Origin of the sequence: Nonomuraea sp. NPDC049028, assembly GCF_043197735.1 — a bacterium.
Classification (GTDB): Bacteria; Actinomycetota; Actinomycetes; order Streptosporangiales; family Streptosporangiaceae; genus Nonomuraea.
This window is the reverse complement of record NZ_JBICTR010000007.1, coordinates 22791-40674: the sequence shown is the minus strand read 5'-3', so window position 1 is coordinate 40674 and position 17884 is coordinate 22791. Positions and strand designations below refer to the sequence as shown.

Below are 17884 nucleotides of genomic sequence, written 5' to 3'. Positions count from 1 at the left end.
CGCGTGACCGACGACGTACAGACGGCAGAACCTGAAACCAGCGGGCTCGAGGCCGGGACTTACGAGGTGCTCAAGTCCCGGCTGGAAGCCCAGGCCAAGGCCCTCGCCGCGGCCACTGAAGGGGTCAACGCGCAGCGCCTGACCGTCTTCGGCGGCACGGAGCTCCGCCTGCTCGGCACCGAGCGCATCCGTACGGACAACAACTGCGTTCCCCGGGACATCGTCTCGCTGGGCGGCGTCATGCTGTTCGGCTACAACGTCTTCATCGGGCTGAAGCCGGAGACCACGGTCGCCGACGTCTTCTCCGTGCACCGCTTCACCAGGGACGGCGACGTCTTCAGGTTCGACCCCGACCGTCTCCCGGCTCTGGAGGAGCCGGCGTTCCAGAAGGACTTCGCCGAGCTGTACCGCTACTACAAGGAGTCCAGGCTCCACCACCTGAGACGCGTCGAGGGCAAGCTGCTGGCCGTCTTCCAGACCGGCCCGGCCGACACCCGGGTCTTCAGATGGACGGTCGACTCCCAAGGAGTCACGAAATATCAGGACAACAGGGGTGAGCGGGACCATGCCTTCCCGCCCTCGCACGACTTCGTCTGGACCCCGGCCACCCGCGACGACCACGTGCTCGGCCGTCACCCGCACATCTCCATCCGCGACGAGGTGTTCGTCGAAACGGTCGGCGGCGACCTCACCATCAAGATCGAGAACAACACCGAGACCGGCGAGGGCATCTACGCCGAGCCCGTGGCCGAGCCCCTCCAGAGCCTGGCCGACGCCGACGTCGAGCACGCCGTCATCGGCCCGCTCATCCTGATCAGGATCCGGCCGTACAAGGAGCCCGACTGGCGCCACCTGGTCTTCAACACCCGCACCAAGGCCGTGACCAGGCTCGACGGCATCGGCCAAGCCTGTCAGCGCCTCCCCGAGGACCAGGGGTTGATCTTCCCTGGCGGCTATTACCTGGCCACCGGGGTCAGCAAGACGTTCGACACGGACGTCACGGACCTGGAGTTCGACCGCGTGGTCCGCTCCCCCAACGGCGAGGACGTCCTGTACGTCTTCCACGCCAGGGGCGACGGCCGCTCCCTGCTCCTGCCGTACAACGTCATCAGGAAGGAGGTGGCCAACCCCATCGTCTGCCACGGCTACTCCCTGTTCGACGACGGCACGATGGTGGTCTTCCGCGCCACCTCCGAGGAGCCGACGCGGGTCCACCCCATGCAGGTCTGGCAGACGCCGTACGTCTCCGACACCTACGCCGCCGCCCAGCCCACCGGCAACGGCCCCCTGGAGCGCATCGGCAACGCCGAGCTGGTGCGCGGCATCTCCGACTGCCTGTCGGTGGCCCGCATGATCGGCGAGATGGCGCCGTCGGCCGCCACGTTCGAGGCGCTGATCGCCGCCTGCACACGAGCCTTCGACCACTACCACTGGCTCGGCGAGCAGGGCCTGCGCGCCCCGCTCTCCGAGGTACGGGCCACTGCTGAGCAGGTGCTCGACGAGTACGAGCACGTGGAGGCGCTCACCCGCCAGGCCGCCCGCACTCTCGCCGAGGCCACGGAGGAGACCACCCGGCTCGTCCGGCAGGCCCGGGGCGACACCCCCGCAACCGCCGACGCCTGGGTGACGCTGCTGGCCACGCTGCGCCGGGCTCAGGGCCGCCTGGTGACGCTGCGCGAGGTCCGCTACCTCGACCTCGCCCAGCTGGACACGCTGACCAAATCGCTGGCCGACGAGCTGGTCTCGGTGGGGCAGCGGGCCGTCGGGTTCCTCCAGGGGGCCGAGGCGTTCACCGGCTACCACGAGGCGGTCGAGCGGCTGGCCGCCGAGGCCGCCGCGATCACCACCGTCGCCGAGGCCGAGCCCGTCACGGAACGCCTGGCCACCCAGTCCGAGGGGCTGGAGGTCGTCACCGAGGTCGTGGGCTCGCTCGAGATCGCCGACGCCACCGTACGCACCTTCATCCTGGAGCGCATCGCCGAGGTGCTCGGCGGGGTGAACCGGGCGCGGGCCCTCCTGGACGGCCGCCGACGAGAACTGCTCGGAGCCGAGGGGCGGGCGGCGTTCGCGGCCGAGTTCGCGCTGCTCGGGCAGGCCATCACCGGCGCGCTTGCGGTGGCGGACACGCCTGAGCGGTGCGACGAGCAGCTCGGCAGGCTGATGCTGCGACTGGAGGCGCTGGAGACGCGCTTCGGCGAGTTCGACGACTTCGCCACCCGGCTCGCGGCCAAGCGGGACGACGTCTACGAGGCGTTCTCGGCCCGCAAGCAGACGCAGCTGGACGAGCTCGCCCGCCGGGCTGACCGGATCTTCGCCTCGGCCGAGCGCATCCTGGGCAGCATCACCAGGCGGCTGCCGTCGCTGGGCTCGCTCGACGAGGTCAACACCTTCTTCGCCACCGACCCGATGGTGGCCAAGCTCCGCTCGGTCGCCACCGAGCTGCGCGGGCTCGGCGACGCGGTACGGGCCGAGGAGCTCGACGGCAGGGTCAAGGCCGCGCAGCAGGAGGCGGGCCGGGCCCTGCGCGACCGCCTCGACCTGTTCTCCGACGGCGGCGAGACGCTGCGTCTGGGGCGGCACCGGTTCGCGGTCAACACCCAGCCGATCGACCTCACGCTGGTGCCGCACGACGGCGACATGCACTTCGCCATCACCGGGACCGACTACCGCTCGCCCGCCCCCGCCGCGTTCGCCGACACCCGCCCCTTCTGGGACCAGCTGCTCGCCTCGGAGACCCCGGAGGTCTACCGCGCCGAGCACCTGGCCGCCTCGCTGCTCGACGTGGCCGTGCCGGGCGGGCCGCTCCAGGACCTCGTACGACAGGCGGCCGAACAGCGCTACGACGAGGGGTACGAACGCGGCGTCCACGACCATGACGCGACCGCCATCCTCGACACGCTGCTGCGGCTCCGGGAGGGAGCGGGGCTGCTGCGGTATCCGCCGGACGCTCGGGCGGCGGCGCAGCTGTACTGGGCGTTCGGGGTGGACGAGGTTTCACGTAAAACATTGGCCACACGGGCCGTGTCGCTGGTGCGCGCCCGCACGGTCTTCGGCCCCACACCGGAGATTGCCGCTCTGGCAACGGAACTGGGCTCGAACATCGCCGCATTCCACCATGGGCCCGGCGAAACGGCCGCGCTCGCCGGGGAGTACCTCGTCGAGGAGCTCGCCACTCAACCCACCGGCTTCGTGACCAGCGCGGCGGCCCGCGCCCTCCTTCAAGGCTTCCACCAGACGCTCGGCCCGGCCAGGTCACGCGAGTTCGAGGAGGATCTCAAGGCCGTGGCGCTGCCCGAGCGGCTGGAGCTGGCCCGGGCCTGGATCGGCGCCTTCGGCAAGGGCCCCGAGGTGCCCGAGTCCATCGCCGTACAGCTCTGCGACCTGCCCCGCCACGACTCCAGCGCCACACTGACCGCCACGGTGGAGGGCCTGCTGGGCACCCACCCGCGCGTCGCCGACCGCAAGCTGGAGCTGCGCCTGGACGAGACCCTGGCCAGGACCCGCCGCTTCCGCACCGAACGCGTCCCCGCCTACCGGGCCTACCAGAAGCGGCGCACCGAGCTGGTGACCGCCGAGCGGGCCCGGCTGCGGCTGGACGAATACCGGCCCAAGGTCATGAGCGCGTTCGTCCGCAACAGGTTGCTCGACGAGGTGTACCTGCCGCTGATCGGCGACAACCTGGCCAAGCAGCTCGGCGCCGCCGGAGGGGACAAGCGGACCGACCAGATGGGCCTGCTGCTGCTCATCTCGCCGCCGGGCTACGGAAAGACGACGCTGATGGAGTACGTCGCCAGCCGGCTCGGCCTGGTCTTCGTCAAGGTGAACGGCCCGGCGCTCGGCCACGCCGTCACCTCGCTCGACCCGGCCGAGGCGCCCGACGCGACGGCCAGGCAGGAGGTCGAGAAGATCTCCTTCGCCCTGGAGACCGGCAACAACACGCTGCTGTACCTGGACGACATCCAGCACACCTCGCCCGAGCTGCTGCAGAAGTTCATCTCGCTGTGCGACGCCCAGCGTCGGATCGAGGGCGTCTGGAACGGCCGCACCCGCACCTATGACCTACGCGGCAAGCGGTTCGCGGTGTGCATGGCGGGCAATCCGTACACCGAGTCGGGGCAGCGCTTCCGCATCCCCGACATGCTCGCCAACCGCGCCGACGTCTGGAACCTCGGCGACGTGCTGTCGGGCAAGGACGAGCTGTTCGCGCTGAGCTACATCGACAACGCGCTCACCTCCAACCCGGTGCTCGCGCCGCTCTCCGCCCGTGATCGGGCCGACGTCGAGCTCCTGGTACGGCTGGCGCGCGGCGACCAGAGCGCCCGGCCGGACCAGCTCCGGCACCCGTACGCCAAGACCGAGCTGGACCAGATCCTCAGCGTGCTGCGCAAGCTGGTGCGGGTGCAGGAGGTCGTGCTGGCCAACAACCAGGCGTACATCGCCTCGGCCGGACAGTCGGACGCCGCCCGCACCGAGCCGCCGTTCCGCCTGCAGGGCTCGTACCGGAACATGAACAAGCTGGCCGAGCGGATCGTGCCCGCCATGAACGAGGCCGAGCTGGAGGCGGTCATCGACGACCACTACCTCGGCGAGGCGCAGACCCTGACGAGCGACGCGGAGGCCAACCTGCTCAAGCTCGCCGAGCTGCGCGGCCGGCTGACCCCCGCCCAGGCCGCTCGCTGGAGCGACCTCAAGGCGGCCTACCTGCGCGCCAAGGCGCTCGGCGGCGCCGAGGACGACCCGATGACCAGGGCCGTGGGCGCCATCGGCCTGCTCGCGGACCGGGTGGGCGAGGTCGGCACGGCCATCAGGGAGAACACGACGGACTGACTCGCGTCACCACGGGTCACCGCGGCGAGGTCAGCTGTGTCGTGCACTCTCGCTGGATGGCCGTGGCCCGGGTGAGGAAGTCGAGGATCAGCTCCAACTGCTCGTCCGAGTAGCCGGCGTAGAGCTCGGACAGCCCGGTCACCAGCGGCTCGAAGACCTCGGCGCCGCCGGCCAGCGCCTCGTGGTTGACCTCGACGATCACCCGCCGCCGGTCCTTAGTGTCGCGGGTGCGGCGCACCAGCCACTTGCTCTCCAACCGGTCGATCAGCCCGCTCACCGAGGCGGGCGCGAGGCCGGTGTGCTGCGCCAGCTCCCCCGCCGTCAGCGGGCCCAGCCGTTGCAGGAGGTCGAGCGCCTTCTCCTCGGTCATCCCCACCCCCAGCAGCTCGCCGACGGCGCTGTGGAACATCACGGCGGCGTTGCTGTTGTCCCGCCCGGCCACGAACAGGGCTTCGAGCAAATTCTTTCGGTGTTCCGAAATATCTCTGGACACAGCCCTCCCTCCCGGCATATATTTCGTTCGACCGAACGAAAGGTTATCACCATGAAAGCTCTGATCATAGGATGCGGCATCGGCGGCCCCGCCACCGCGATGGCCCTGCGCGAGGCCGGTTTCGACGCCGAGATCTTCGAGGCCTACCCGGACACGGCCGAGAGTGTCGGCTCGTTTCTCAACGTCGCCTCGAACGGCTTGGACGCCCTGCGCGTACTGGGTGCGCACCGCCGGGTGCTGTCCGCCGGCATCCCCACCCCGCGGATGGTCATGTGGAGCGGCTCCGGCAAGCGCCTCGGCGAAGTGGCCAACGGCCTGGCCCTGGACGACGGCACGGTGAGCCACACGATCCTGCGCGCCGACCTCTACCGCGTCGTCCGCGACGAGGCCCTCTCCCGTGGCATCAAGATCTCGTACAGCAAGCGCCTGGTCTCCTTCGACGACACGGGCGACCAGGTGACGGCCCGTTTCGAGGACGGCACGGAGGAGACGGGCGACATACTGATCGCCGCCGACGGCGTCCACTCGCGGACCCGCGCCCAGCTCGACCCGAGCGCCCCGAAGCCGCGCTACAGCGGCCTCTACAGCTTCGGCGGACTCATCCACGACCCGAAGTTCACCGGCGAGCCGGGCGTCTACAACATGGTCTTCGGCAAGCGCGCCTTCTTCGGCTATACCGTGGCCGCCTCCGGCGAGACCTGGTGGTTCGCCAACCTGCCCCGCGAGCTGGGCGACGTTCCCGCGGACTGGAAGCCGGTGCTGGTTGCGGCGTTCCGGGACGACGCGAACTTCTCCGCCGAGGTGATCGAGCGGAGCGAGGTGGCGCTGGCGCTACCGATTCACGACCTGCCGCCCCTGCCGACCTGGCACAAGGGACGGGTGGTGCTCACCGGCGACGCCGCGCACGCCACCTCGCCGAGCGCCGGGCAGGGCGCCTCGCTGGCCATCGAGGACGCCGTCGTGCTGGCCAGGTGCCTGCGTGAGACCAAGGACCACCGGGCGGCGTTCGAGCGGTTCGAGAGTGAGCGGCGCGGGCGGGTGGAGAAGGTCGTCGCCTATTCGCGGACGATCAGCAACAACAAGGCCGCGGGCCCGGTCGCCCGGGTGTTCCGCGACCTGATGATGCCGATCTTCCTGAAGAAGCTGGCCAGCCAGGAGTCACTGTCCTGGATGTACCGCCACCAGGTCAGCCTGTGACACCGTCTCCGCTCTGGCGGGGAGCAGCGGCAGGCGCACGTCGGGGGTCGGGATCAGGCCCCTGGCGTGCAGGACGCCCTTGATGACGGTCGGGTTCGGCTCGGCGAACAGCGCGGCCGACAGCCGGGCGAGCCGATGACCCAGCGCCCGGGCCCTGGCCACGTCACCCGCGCGCCACGCCGCCGCCAGCTCGACGAACCGGTCGGTGGCCAGGTGCGCCGAGGCCAGGATGCCGCCCGCGGCGCCCAGCGCCAGCAGCGGCGAGATGAACAGGTCGTCGCCCCCGAGCACCTCGAACCCCTCGGGCAGGTCCCCGAGCAGGTCAACGGCGTCCTGGTCGATCCCGCCCGTCGCGTACTTCACTCCGGCGATCATCGGGTGCCCGCCCAGGTGACGCAGGGTCGCGGCACTGACGGCCTGCCCGGTCCGATAGGGAATGTGGTACATCACCAGCGGCACCGGCGTCTCCTCCGCCAACGCCTCGAAGTGCGCGATGACACCGCGCTCCGAAGGCCGCAGGAAGTACGGCACGGTCAGCAGCGCGGCGGAGACTCCCGAAGGCAGCTCCTTCAACGCCGCGGCCGTTGAGCGTGTGTCGTTGCCGGTGATGCCGACGGTCAGCGGCACCTCGCGTTCCGCGCAGACCGCGACGCAGACCTCGATCACCCGAGCCCGCTCGGCGGGCGTCAGCGCCGCGACCTCTCCGGTGGTGCCCAGCGCGACCAGCCCAGCGGCGCCCTGGTCGAGAACGTGGCGGGCGAGCTTGTCGATCGCCTCGACGGCCACCTCACCCTCCTGGGTGAACGGCGTGACCAGCGGCACATGGATTCCTGTCAGCATGCTCTCAGCCTGGCTTGGATCAATACGTTAGGTCCAGCGCGGATTTCTGCTGACGAGCTTAAGCTTGTCTGATGCTCGACCCTCGCAAGCTCCACCTCCTGCGCGAACTCGCCCAGCGCGGCACCATCGCCGCCGTCGCCGAGGCGCTCCGCTTCACCCCGTCGGCGGTCTCCCAGCAGCTCAGCGCCCTGGAACGGGAGGCGGGCGTACCGCTGCTGGAGCGTACGGGCCGGACGGTCACCCTGACGCCCGCCGGCCATCTGCTCGTCGAGCACGCGCAGGACGTACTCGAACAGCTGGAAAGGGCGTCCGCGGCGCTCGCCGCGGTGCGCGGCGGCCCGTCGGGGCCGCTGCGGATCGGCGCGTTCCCCACGGCGGCCCGCGTGCTGCTGCCACCCGCGCTCGCCGAGCTGTCCCGCGCGCATCCGGGGCTGCGGCCGATGGTCTCCGAGATCGACCCCGCCGACGTCTCCGCCGCGCTGCGGGCGGGCGAGCTGGACGTCGCGCTCGTGCACGAGTACGACTTCGTCCCCCCGGTCACGGACGCGTCGCTGGAGACGGAGCCGCTGTTCGGGGAGCAGATGTACCTCACGGACCGGGCCACGATCGCCGACGCGCGCAATGACGCCTGGATCGTCGGCAAGCCGGGGACCCTGTGCCACGCGATGGCGATCCGGGCCTGCCAGGCGGCCGGTTTCGAACCGCGGGTCCGTCACCGGATCGACGACTTCGACACCGTGCTCGCCTTCGTCGCCGCCGGTCAGGGCGTGGCGCTCGTCCCACGCCTGGCCGCGCTGGCGCCGCCGCACGGGGTGACGCTGACCGGACTGCCGCTCAGCCGCCGCACCCTGGCCGCCTTTCGCAGGGGGTACGGGGAGCACCCCGCGATCAAGGCGGCCGTCGCGGCCTTCCACACAGCGATCACCCACCTCCCACTCTGAGCGGCCGTCACCCGCCCCCTCTTCTGAGCGGGCCTCCTACGTCCTTCTGAGCGGACCCCCTGCGTCGCCGAGTAGACCCCTGGCCAGGTCGCCCAGAGTGGCGGCGACCCTGGCCGACTCCCCGGCGAGCAGCAGGCTGCCGATCGGCTCTGTGTGCAGCGTGCCGAGCAGGACGTGCCCGGCCAGGTCGGCGTCGACATCCGGCCGCGCCTCGGCGATCAGGGCCGAGACGTGCTGGTGCCACGCCACGTAGATCGGGTTGGCCAGCCGCGTCCCGCCCCCGGCCTTCTGGGTCAGCCGGGCGTGCTCGTGCGCGGCGATCAGTCCCGCGTTTCGGGTGGCCATCGCGACCACCGCGTCCAGGAAGGCCACCAGCCGTTCGCCGGCCGGCGCGCCCGGCCCCAGCGGCGGCGGCCCGTCCACGACGGCCTGCTCCAACGCGTGCGCCCGCTCCGACATCAGCTCCTGCATGAGCCCGACGCGGCTGCCGAACCGGTGGAACACCGTCCCCTTGCCCACCCCCGCCGCGACGGCGACCCGCTCGACGGAGACCTCCTCCGGCGGATGCTCCCGCAGCAACTCCTCGGCGGCCGCCAGGATCGCCCGCCTGTTGCGTGCCGCGTCGGCCCGCTCCCGCCGTTCCATCGGATCATTGTCCCCCATAGACAAACTTGACCGCTGGTCCATATATTAACTGGACCACAGGTTCACTTACGAGGAGTGTGTCCCATGCGCGCGATCGTTGTCCACGAACTGGGCGGTCCCGAGGTGCTCAAGGCCGAGGACTGGCCGGAGCCGAAGGCGGGAGAAGGGCAACTGGTCATCCGTTCGCAGGCCATCGGCGTCAGCTACGCCGAGACCCAGCTGCGGGCGGGCACGATGCCGATGCCGGTGCCAGTGCCCCTGCCCGCGGTGTTCGGCGCCGAGGTGGCCGGGGTGGTCACCGAGGTCGGGGCCGGAGTCGACGAGGCCCTGCTGGGCACCACGGTCGCCGCCGTGACCGGCGGGGTCGGCTCCTACGCCGAGTACGTGGCGGTGCAGGCGTCACTGAGCTGCCCGGTGCCCGACGGTGTGTCGCCGGTCGACGCCGTCGCCGCCGCCGCGCCGGGCGCCATCGCGCTGGCGCTGCTGCACCGGGCCGGGCTCAAGGGCGGGGAGACCGTCTTGGTGGAGGCCGGGGCGAGCTCCGTCGGGACGTACTTGCTGCGCCACGCCAAGGAGTTCGGCGCGGAACGGGTGATCGCCACCGCGGGCGCCGAGCCGAAGCGGGAGCGAGCCCGGCAGATGGGGGCCGACGAGGTCATCGACCACCGGGAGCCGGACTGGCCCGGCCAGTTGCCCGACGTGGACGTGGTCTTCGACTCGATCGGCGGGCCGTCGGCCAGGCAGGTGCTCGATCACCTCACGCCCGGCTCTGGACGCATGCTCTGCTACGGCCTGCTGAGCGGCGCGCCCGCCGCGGTGAGCGCCGCCGATCTGCTCGCCGGCGGTGTGACGGTCATCGGATGCGGCGGGCCCGCGTGGGGCGCCGGGGTGTTCAGCGTCAGCTACCCGGAGATGCTGGCCAGGGTGGCCGATGGACGCAGCCGCGCGTACGTCGAGGCCACCCTGCCGCTGGAGTCCGCCGCCGAGGCCCACCGCCGCCTGGAAGGCCGCACGGCACTGGGCAGGCTGATCCTGACACCCTGACGCTCAAACCGGTCAAACGGGTCAGACGGGTCGGGCTCTCGGAGGACCACTGTCGGCCAGGTCCCTCCGAGGGCCGCTGAGGGTCAGGGCCGCTCGGAGAACCACCGAGGGTCAGGCCCGGGGTCAGACCCCCTCGAGGACCGCGTCGAGCACGGCCGCGGAGCTGAGCTGTTCGAGGTTGTACTCGCCCGCGGTCACGGCCACGACCAGCCCGCGCTCGGGTGCCACGTGGATCACCTGGCCTCCGTTGCCATGTGCGGCGATCGAGGGGCGCTCGCCGGTGCCGACGTACCACTGGTAGCTGTAGTGGGACCTGTCGTCGATCTTCACCCGGGGTCGCGACAGCTCCTCGATCCAGCTGCGCGGCACGATCCCACGCCCGCCGTCGAGCACGAGCGTGCCGATGGCGGCCAGGTCGCGCGGCGTCAGCCGCAGGCCCGCCGCCGCCATCTCGTCCCCGTCGTCACCCTGCGACCACTCGAACGCGCCGATGCCCAGCGGCTCGAACAGCGCGTTCCTGGCGAACTCGGCGAGCGACCGGCCGGTCCCCTTGACGATGATCCGCCCGATCAGCGCAGTCGCTCCGCCGGAGTAAATCCGCCGCCGCCCCGGCTCCTCCACGATGGGCCGCTCCAGCACGAAGCGGTAGCGGTCGGGCGCGTACTCCATCGCGAGCTCGCTGTTGGCGGTGCTGGTGTACGGAACGCTCTCGTCCCACTCCATGCCGAGCGTCATCGTCAGGGCATGCTCGATGGTGAGGCGGGCCCGCTGGGGATCAGCCGCAAGATCCTGATATTCCGGGAATTGCGCGAGTAATCCCTCCTCCGGGGGCGCCACCAGCTTCTCGGCCAACGCGATGCCGTACAGGAGCGAGACCACACTCTTGGTGACGGATCGGACGTCGTGCAGCGTGTCCGGCCCGAACGTGACGTGCCCGAGGGGTTCGTTGAGCTTGACGTCCTGGCCCGCGCCGTAGCGTTCGAGGATGATCTGCCCGTTCTCGACGACCACGAGCCCGTGCAGATTCGGAGCCTTGCCCTCCCGTAGGACGGCGTCCACTCGATCCGCCAATGCCATGACGACCTCCTCTTCGCTGGGGCTTCCCGGTCTATGACCTGACACCGTGTGAGAGTCAACCGCGCTCATGGTGCCAGACCGTCCAGGACCTCACCCCCAACGAGCCGTGCGCTCACGGCTCGGAAACTATGATCGCGTCATAGTTTGATCGGATCATAGTTTTGGCGCTCTGTGATCGTTCCGGACTGCCAGGCACCTTCCAACGCAGTCGAGCCGTCTGCTCGCTTCAGCGGCGAGCAGACGGCTCGAGAGAGTGGGAGCCGGAACCGCGCCGGGCGCCAGGTCAGGCCCGGAGCGGTTCCGTCGGGGTCGCGGTTCGGACCGTCACCAGGGACGATGGACCCGCGCCCGTGCTCATCTCACAGCGGAGTTACCTCGTGGCGATCGCCCACGCGCGCTCGGATCCGCGCGCCGAGTCGCGCTCCGACGATGCCATCCAACCGCTCCAGCCGGCGGTACGGATGCCGTTCCAGGCGGTGGACTGAGAAGAGGACTGGGCCGGCTTGCAGTCCTCGGCGCGGCCGGTGTTCACGGCGATGGCGACCGAGGGCCGGACCGCGGTCGACACGGAAGCCCAGGCCGTACCCACGATGGAGGGGCGGACCGTGATCGCGTTGGCGGTCCAGGCCGTACCCACGACGGCGGGACGGACCGTGGCCGTCGTGTTGGCGGCCCAGGTCGTGCTCACGTTCACCGGACGGACCGTGGTCGTGTTAGCGGCCCAGAGCGTGCCCACGATGACGGGACGGATGGTGGTCGTCGTGTTGGCGGCCCAGGTCGTGCTCACGTTCGCCGGCCGGACGGTGGTCGTGCTGGAGGGGCAGGCCATGGTCACCACGGCGGGGCACGCCGAGCTAACGGCGGCCGGCCGAACCGGAGCCTGCAGAACCGGAGCCTGCTGGACCGGGGCCTGCTGGACCGGGGCCTGCTGGACCGGGGCCTGCTGGATCGGAGCCTGCTGGATCGGAGCCTGCTGGACCGTGGTCACCGCGGCGGGGCAGGCCGTGCTGCTCGTGGCGGACGGCCGGACCGTGGTCACCGCGGCGGCGCAGGGCGAGCTGGTCGTGGCGGAGGGCCGGACCGTGGTCACCTCGATCGGGCGGACCGTGGTCACCTCCACCGGGCGGACGCTGCTCACCGCGGCGGCGCAGGGCGTGCCGGCCGTGGCGATGGGCCGGACCATGGTCACCGCGGCGGCGCAGGGCGAGCTGGTCGTGGCGGACGGCCGGACCGTGGTCACCGAGTCGGGGCAGGCCACGCTCACCTTGGCGGGGCAGGCCGCGTTCGCGGTGGAGGCGGCCGTGGGGGCGGTGCGGACGCCGGTCAGGCTGGAGCGGCTGAGGTCGAACGTGCCTGCCTGGACACCGCGCCAGTAGTCGGTGGCGAAGAAGTGGCCTTCTGCCTTGTCGTTCCGCGCCCCGATCGCACTGCTCGGGGAGCTGGTGAAGCCGCCGTCGAACTCGTCGTCGGCGACCGCTGGCCCCGCCACCAGCAGAAGGCCGGAGGCGGTTAGAGCTAGAGCGGTGATCGCGTGCTTGTACAAGGTCTGTCCCCCAGAAATGGATGCGCTGTTGTTTCGGCCCGCTGGAGCTTACCCCCCAACAATGGAGCATCTATCTCCCAGAACGATCTGGATTTCTTTACACTCGAGGATTTTTACCAGTGGGACGATCTGCCATTTCCCGCAATTACTTTTAGATCCCAGATCTTTCTCCAAGTCACCGTACTTACGAGTAATCGACGGCAATTCGGGCAGTCGGCTGAGAATTTCCTCAGCGTTTCTCAGGGATGGCTCAGCCGCCGCGGAGCAGGCTGGTGACCATGGACCGACTGCTGAACTCCCCCGTCATCGCCCAAGGACTGCGCAAGGTCGAAGCCAGGATCCGCCGTCTCAGCGGATCGTCCACGCTGCCGGGCATCAACGCGGGCGCCGAGCGGATCATCAGCGCCGGCGGGAAGCGGCTGCGCCCCGCCATGACCCTGGCCACGGCGATCGCCTTGGGCAAGCAGCCCGACCGCAGGGTGATCACGGCCGCGGCGTGTGTGGAGTTGATTCACGCCGGTTCCCTCGTACACGACGATCTGATGGACAACGCCACCGAGCGGCGCGGCACCAGAACGCTGAACGCCGAGCTCGGCGACGGCAAGGCCCTGGTGATCGGCGACTTCATGCTGGCCAGGGCGGGTTTGGCGGCCATCACGGCCGTGTCGAGACCGGTGGCCGAGGTGCTGGCCGCGACCGTCGTCGAACTGGCGGAGGGCCAGTATCTGGAGACCACCGACCTGTTCGACCCGCACCGGACCGTGGAGAGCGCGCTGCGATCCGTCACCGGTAAGACCGCCGCGCTGTTCCGGGCCGGGTGCCTGGTGGCCGCCGTGTGCGCGGGCGCCTCGCCGGAGGACCGGGCCAGGATGGCGGCGTACGGCGAGCGGTTCGGGCTGATCTTCCAGGTGCTCGACGATCTGCTCGACCTGACCGCCTCCAGCCGGCAACTCGGCAAACCCGCGGGCAACGACCTGCGCCAGGGCGTCTACAGCCTGCCCCTGCTGATGGCCGGCGAGGACGTGTCGGAATTGCTGGGCAGGAATATGACCGACGACCAGGTGGCGGAAGTCCTGCGTCGGCTGCGCGGCGGTGACATGGTGCACAAAACTCTGGAATACTGCCGCGGGCTGGCCGCCGACGCGCTCGCCGCCCTGCCGGTGATTAACGATTCCGAAACAGCCGGCATCCTGTACGCCTTGCCCACGGCATACATCGAGCAGGTTTCGCAAATAACTCTCCTGGCCACCGTTAATTGAGATTCATTGAAATGATTAGTGGTCGCCCACCGGCACGCCGCGACGCCCGCCAAACGGGCCCGGTGGACGAGCGCGGCTGACAGGCCCGGTGAACGGCTCGCAAACGTTCTGCAAGGCCGACCCGCTAGGTTTCGGCAGATGAAGGCCCGCATCACCCAGATCTCCACGTACCTTCCCGCAGCCACGCTGACCAGCGACGAGGTCGAGCGACGCATCGAGGGCTACCGGCCGCCGACCGGGATCATCGAGCGGATGACCGGCATCGAGCGCCGCCACGTGGCCGCCGACGATCAGCAGGCCTCGGACCTGGCCGTCGAGGCCGCCAAGGGGCTGGCGGCCGACGTCGATCTGCTGATCTTCGCCTCGGCCTCGCAGGACCTGGTCGAGCCCGCGACCGCGCACATCGTGGCCGCCAAGCTCGGCCTGTCGTGCCCGGTGTTCGACGTCAAGAACGCCTGCAACAGCCTGCTCAACGGGATCCAGGTGGCCGAGGGCCTGATCGTCTCCGGGTCGTACCGCAGGGTTCTGGTGTGCTCGGGCGAGACGCCGTCGCGGGCGATCCGCTGGCGGGTGCGGGATCGGGCGCAGTTCGTGGACGCGTTCGCGGGATACACGCTGTCGGACGCGGGCGCGGCGGTGCTCGTGGAGGCCGACCCGCTCCGTGGCATCTTTTATCGCGATTTTTCGGCGGATAGTACGGCGTGGGGCATCGGCACCCTTCCGGGTGGTGGGTCCATGCATCCGCGCGACCCGGAGTACTCCTACTTCCGCGGCGACGGTCGCCGGCTGAAGGAGGCGTTCCAGCTCGTCGGCCCCGACCTCTTCCTCAACGCCCTCAAACGCACCGGCCTGACCTGGGATGATTTCGCGGTGATCGCGGTGCACCAGGTGGCGTTGCCGTACCTGAACGTACTGTCGCGAGCGCTCGACCTCCCTGAGGACCGGCTGGTGATCACGCTGCCCGAGCACGGAAACTGTGCGTCGGTCACGCTCCCGCTCCAACTCGCCCACGCCCGCAGGGGCGAGCGCGTGGCGCTGCTCGGCCTCGGCGGCGGCATCAGCCTGGGCATCATGCTGGCGGATTTGTGAACAGCCACGACGATCCGCCCGAGCGCCACGAGCGGCCTGTCCGGCGTCGGCGGCGGCACGAGACGCGTCTCTACCTCACCGCCCACCCCTTCGCCTACCCGCTGATGCGCCTGCTGGCCCGCCTGGGTCCGGTGGTGCGGGTGCCGGGTCTGGGTGTGGTGGTGAACGACGCGGCCCTGGCCCGGCGCGTGCTCATGGACGGCCGCTTCCGCAAGGACGGCCCCGGCTCGCCCGGTGATCTGTGGACGCCCGTGCTCGGCCCGTCGGTGCTGCTCAACATGGAGGGCGAGCCGCACGCCGCGCTCCGCGCCAAGCTGGCGCCGCTGTTCACGCCGTCGTCCGTCGCCACGCTGGTCGCCGACGTGCTGGCCGGTCCGCTGGACGGTCTCCGTGTACGCCTGGCGAAAGGCGACACGGTCGACCTGGTGGACGAGATGCGGCTGCTGGCCGGGGCGGTGATCTGCCGGGTGATCGGACTCGGCGAGGTGCCGGCCGCCAGGGCCAGGCGGTTGTTCGCCGATGGGGAGCGGGTGGTGTCGATGGTCTCGCTGCGTACCAGGGGACTGAACGCCCGCCAGCTCACCGTGGCCCGCGAGGTGCTCGACGGGATCGGCGACATAGCGCAGGCCGCCTACGACGCGGGGGATCCCGCCACGGTGATGGGCCGGATGCGCGAGCTCGGGCTGTCGGCGGCGGAGGCCCGCGGGGCGGCCGGGGCGTTCTTCCTCACCGGGACGGAGACGGTCGCCACGTTCGTACCCAGGCTGGTCGCGTTGCTGCACGACCACGACGCCTTCGGCGCCGACCTGGATCTGGCGATCGAGGAGGCGATGCGGATCACCACACCGACTCCGGTCATGCTGCGTTCCGTCGCCAAGCCCGTACGCCTGGGCAAGGTCCTGGCCCGGCCCGGTGACCGCGTGGTGATCGTGACGCACAACTGCGCCCGCGCGTACGGCCCGTTCGACCCGTCTCGCCCGCACCCGCCCGAGCTGCGCCGCCTGTGGTTCGGCGCCGGGCCACACTTCTGCATCGGCTATCCGCTGGCGCTGGCCGAGATCCGCGCGGTGGCCGGGGTCGTGCTCGCCCGCCCGGTCAAGGTGGTGGCGCGGCGGGCCGCCAGGGGCGTGCTCCTCCCGACCTACAAGCACCTGCTGATCAGGGCCGCATGAGGGTCGGGGTGACCGGGGCGTCCGGTTTCGTGGGTGGCGCGGTCTGCCGGGCGGCCGTGGCCAGGGGCTGGCAGGTGTACGGCTTCGGGCGCCGGCCCGCGGAGATCCCCGGAGTGACGTACCAGGCGTGGGACCTGACCGGCGACGAGCGCCCGGAGCCGGACCTCGACGCGCTGATCCACTGCGCGGGGAGCGTCACCGACTGGGGCCCGCCGGCCGGGATCTGGCGGGCCAACCACACCGGAACCGCGAACGCCATGGCCGCCTTCCCGCACGCCCGGTTCGTGCACGTCAGCACGGCCAGCGTGTACGACCCGCGACGGCCGACGATTATGGCCCGCGAGCACGAGGCCCCGGTGAGCCGGTACGTCAACGCCTACGGCGCGTCCAAGGCGGCGGCCGAACGCCTGGTCGAGGGACGGGCGGTGATCCTGCGCCCGCACGCCGTCTACGGTCCGGGCGACACCACGCTGCTCCCCCGGGTGCTGCGGGCGGTCAGAGGCCGCAGACTGGTCGCGGTCGGCGACGGGCGGCAGCGTGTCAGCCTGACGTCGGTGTCCAACCTGGCCATGGCCTGCCTGCTGGCCGTCACGGGTCCGCTCGGGACGTACAACGTGACCGACGCCGAGCCGGTCGTCCTGGACGACGCGCTCCGGGCCGTACTGAGGGAGAAGGGCATCGACGCGACCCCGCTCTACCTGCCTCGGCATCTCGCCCACGGCCTGGCCGCGATTTCCGAGAAGCTCGCCCGAGAACCGCGCCTGACCCGCTACGCCGTCGGCCACCTGGCCGTCGAGCGCACGCTGGACATCACCGCGGCCCGCGAGCGACTGGGCTACGCGCCGTCGCCGACGTCTTTCACGGGCGCCGCATCCTGGTGAACCCGCCCTACCTCCGGCACCGCCGACACCACCGCGCCTTCACCGTCGGCTGAGCGCGACTCACTATCGGCCGAGCGCGCCTCGCCACCGACCGAGCGCGACTCAACACCGTCCGGACCTGGTTTGCGGGCCTCCAGCATCTCCGACTTGAACCACGGCCCGCCGTACCAGAACCGCCACCCCAGATCGCGCCTGCGCACATCGACCACGCCGAGCTCACGCAGCACGTCCTCGTAGCGCGACGTGTGCTGGAAATCGGCGATCAGCATCAGCCCGCCCGGACGCAGCACCCGATGCGCCTCCTTGACGGCCTGGTCGCGGCCTTCGGCGGTCGGAATGTTGTGAATGGCCAGGCTGGACACGATCACGTCGAACCGCCCGTCCTCGAACGGCAGCTCGCGCATATCCCCCGTGACCAGATCGACCCGGTCCGACACCCCTTCGGTCTCGGCGTTGGCTCTGGTGACGCTCTCGGCGTTGCCCGACTGGTCCTTGCCGCTCCACAGGTCGATGCCGGTGGCCCGGCCGCCGCGCAGCCGCTGGGCCGCGAGCAGCAGCACCATCCCGCGCCCGCAGCCGAGGTCGAGCACCTGCTCGTCGCCCTCGATCCGGCCGAGCTCCTCGCCCCATACGACGAACTTCCCCCGCCGGGTCGTGTAGAGGTAACTCCCCGCGCTGGCCAGCGTGTAGAGCGCGCCGAGCAGGAACGCGATCCCAGCCGCCGGTACGTCGAAGGCGAAGGAGACCGCTACCAGGGCCAGCTGCACCACCGCCCCGAAGAAGAGTCCGGCGAGGGCCCATGGTGCGTCGAATCCATAGCTTCCGCGTCTCACACACACGTTATATCTCAAGATGGACTTCACCGAAACTTGCCGC

15 protein-coding genes are annotated in these 17884 nt (G+C 70.6%); 10 read left to right on the top strand and 5 right to left on the bottom strand.

The window, feature by feature from the left end; all coding sequences use genetic code 11:
* The first annotated feature begins 3 nt into the window (after window positions 1-3).
* On the top strand, window positions 4-4827 hold the full coding sequence (locus tag ACGFJ2_RS27260; protein ID WP_393472835.1) for a DNA repair ATPase: 4824 nt from the start codon (window positions 4-6) through the stop codon (window positions 4825-4827).
* Window positions 4828-4843: 16 nt separating this feature from the next.
* Here the strand turns inward: ACGFJ2_RS27260 and ACGFJ2_RS27255 are convergent, their stop codons facing one another.
* The gene (locus tag ACGFJ2_RS27255) at window positions 4844-5287 is read right to left on the bottom strand and encodes a MarR family transcriptional regulator (protein WP_357960939.1); all 444 of its coding nucleotides are present in this window, start codon (window positions 5285-5287) and stop codon (window positions 4844-4846) included.
* 84 nt (window positions 5288-5371) lie between these two features.
* On the opposite strand from ACGFJ2_RS27255, the gene ACGFJ2_RS27250 reads away from it, so the two are divergent.
* A complete protein-coding gene (locus ACGFJ2_RS27250; RefSeq protein WP_393472831.1) occupies window positions 5372-6517 on the top strand; it encodes an FAD-dependent oxidoreductase in 1146 nt (381 codons plus the stop codon).
* Here ACGFJ2_RS27250 and dapA read toward each other — a convergent pair.
* Window positions 6479-7357, bottom strand: coding sequence for a 4-hydroxy-tetrahydrodipicolinate synthase (gene dapA / locus ACGFJ2_RS27245; protein WP_357960934.1), 879 nt, complete (start codon window positions 7355-7357; stop codon window positions 6479-6481). The genes ACGFJ2_RS27250 and dapA overlap by 39 nt on opposite strands.
* Window positions 7358-7428: 71 nt before the next feature.
* On the opposite strand from dapA, the gene ACGFJ2_RS27240 reads away from it, so the two are divergent.
* On the top strand, window positions 7429-8298 hold the full coding sequence (locus tag ACGFJ2_RS27240; protein ID WP_393472827.1) for a LysR substrate-binding domain-containing protein: 870 nt from the start codon (window positions 7429-7431) through the stop codon (window positions 8296-8298).
* Window positions 8299-8334: 36 nt separating this feature from the next.
* On the opposite strand, the gene ACGFJ2_RS27235 is transcribed toward ACGFJ2_RS27240, so the two are convergent.
* Entirely contained in the window at window positions 8335-8943 is a 609-nt protein-coding gene (locus tag ACGFJ2_RS27235) for a TetR/AcrR family transcriptional regulator (protein ID WP_393472824.1), read from the bottom strand.
* A gap of 84 nt (window positions 8944-9027) precedes the next feature.
* Between ACGFJ2_RS27235 and ACGFJ2_RS27230 the strand changes: the two genes are divergently transcribed.
* On the top strand, window positions 9028-9987 hold the full coding sequence (locus ACGFJ2_RS27230) for a zinc-binding alcohol dehydrogenase family protein (protein WP_393472821.1): 960 nt from the start codon (window positions 9028-9030) through the stop codon (window positions 9985-9987).
* A gap of 123 nt (window positions 9988-10110) precedes the next feature.
* Here ACGFJ2_RS27230 and ACGFJ2_RS27225 read toward each other — a convergent pair whose 3' ends face one another.
* The gene (locus ACGFJ2_RS27225) at window positions 10111-11064 is read right to left on the bottom strand and encodes a serine hydrolase domain-containing protein (RefSeq protein WP_393472818.1); all 954 of its coding nucleotides are present in this window, start codon (window positions 11062-11064) and stop codon (window positions 10111-10113) included.
* Between the two features lie 350 nt (window positions 11065-11414).
* Between ACGFJ2_RS27225 and ACGFJ2_RS27220 the strand changes: the two genes are divergently transcribed.
* The 6 genes from ACGFJ2_RS27220 to ACGFJ2_RS27195 all read left to right on the top strand — a co-directional run bounded on the left by ACGFJ2_RS27220 (window position 11415) and on the right by ACGFJ2_RS27195 (window position 17008).
* Complete coding sequence (locus tag ACGFJ2_RS27220; protein ID WP_357960919.1) at window positions 11415-11549, top strand: hypothetical protein; 135 nt, start codon at window positions 11415-11417, stop codon at window positions 11547-11549.
* A gap of 18 nt (window positions 11550-11567) precedes the next feature.
* Window positions 11568-12440 (top strand): hypothetical protein, encoded by an 873-nt coding sequence (locus tag ACGFJ2_RS27215; protein WP_393472815.1) that lies wholly within the window; start codon window positions 11568-11570, stop codon window positions 12438-12440.
* 445 nt (window positions 12441-12885) lie between these two features.
* A complete protein-coding gene (locus tag ACGFJ2_RS27210) occupies window positions 12886-13866 on the top strand; it encodes a polyprenyl synthetase family protein (RefSeq protein ID WP_393472812.1) in 981 nt (326 codons plus the stop codon).
* A gap of 138 nt (window positions 13867-14004) precedes the next feature.
* Entirely contained in the window at window positions 14005-14955 is a 951-nt protein-coding gene (locus ACGFJ2_RS27205; protein WP_393472809.1) for a 3-oxoacyl-ACP synthase III family protein, read from the top strand.
* Window positions 14952-16127, top strand: coding sequence for a cytochrome P450 (locus ACGFJ2_RS27200; RefSeq protein WP_393472806.1), 1176 nt, complete (start codon window positions 14952-14954; stop codon window positions 16125-16127). Before ACGFJ2_RS27205 ends, ACGFJ2_RS27200 begins: the two co-directional genes overlap by 4 nt.
* Window positions 16124-17008: an NAD-dependent epimerase/dehydratase family protein gene (locus tag ACGFJ2_RS27195; protein ID WP_393472803.1), complete on the top strand. Its 885-nt coding sequence runs from the start codon at window positions 16124-16126 to the stop codon at window positions 17006-17008. The genes ACGFJ2_RS27200 and ACGFJ2_RS27195 overlap by 4 nt, the downstream gene beginning before the upstream one ends.
* On the opposite strand, the gene ACGFJ2_RS27190 is transcribed toward ACGFJ2_RS27195, so the two are convergent.
* Complete coding sequence (locus tag ACGFJ2_RS27190; RefSeq protein WP_393472800.1) at window positions 16963-17841, bottom strand: class I SAM-dependent methyltransferase; 879 nt, start codon at window positions 17839-17841, stop codon at window positions 16963-16965. The two genes, ACGFJ2_RS27195 and ACGFJ2_RS27190, sit on opposite strands and share 46 nt — an antisense overlap.
* Between the last annotated feature and the right edge of the window lie 43 nt (window positions 17842-17884).

Bases quoted from the DNA above. Each gene is read 5' to 3' on its own strand.
- ACGFJ2_RS27250 (WP_393472831.1), top strand. From the start codon at position 5,372: ATGAAAGCTCTGATCATAGGATGCGGCATCGGCGGCCCCGCCACCGCG.
- dapA (WP_357960934.1), bottom strand. From the start codon at position 7,357: ATGCTGACAGGAATCCATGTGCCGCTGGTCACGCCGTTCACCCAGGAG.
- ACGFJ2_RS27240 (WP_393472827.1), top strand. From the start codon at position 7,429: ATGCTCGACCCTCGCAAGCTCCACCTCCTGCGCGAACTCGCCCAGCGC.
- ACGFJ2_RS27235 (WP_393472824.1), bottom strand. From the start codon at position 8,943: ATGGAACGGCGGGAGCGGGCCGACGCGGCACGCAACAGGCGGGCGATC.
- ACGFJ2_RS27230 (WP_393472821.1), top strand. From the start codon at position 9,028: ATGCGCGCGATCGTTGTCCACGAACTGGGCGGTCCCGAGGTGCTCAAG.
- ACGFJ2_RS27225 (WP_393472818.1), bottom strand. From the start codon at position 11,064: ATGGCATTGGCGGATCGAGTGGACGCCGTCCTACGGGAGGGCAAGGCT.
- ACGFJ2_RS27210 (WP_393472812.1), top strand. From the start codon at position 12,886: ATGGACCGACTGCTGAACTCCCCCGTCATCGCCCAAGGACTGCGCAAG.
- ACGFJ2_RS27205 (WP_393472809.1), top strand. From the start codon at position 14,005: ATGAAGGCCCGCATCACCCAGATCTCCACGTACCTTCCCGCAGCCACG.
- ACGFJ2_RS27195 (WP_393472803.1), top strand. From the start codon at position 16,124: ATGAGGGTCGGGGTGACCGGGGCGTCCGGTTTCGTGGGTGGCGCGGTC.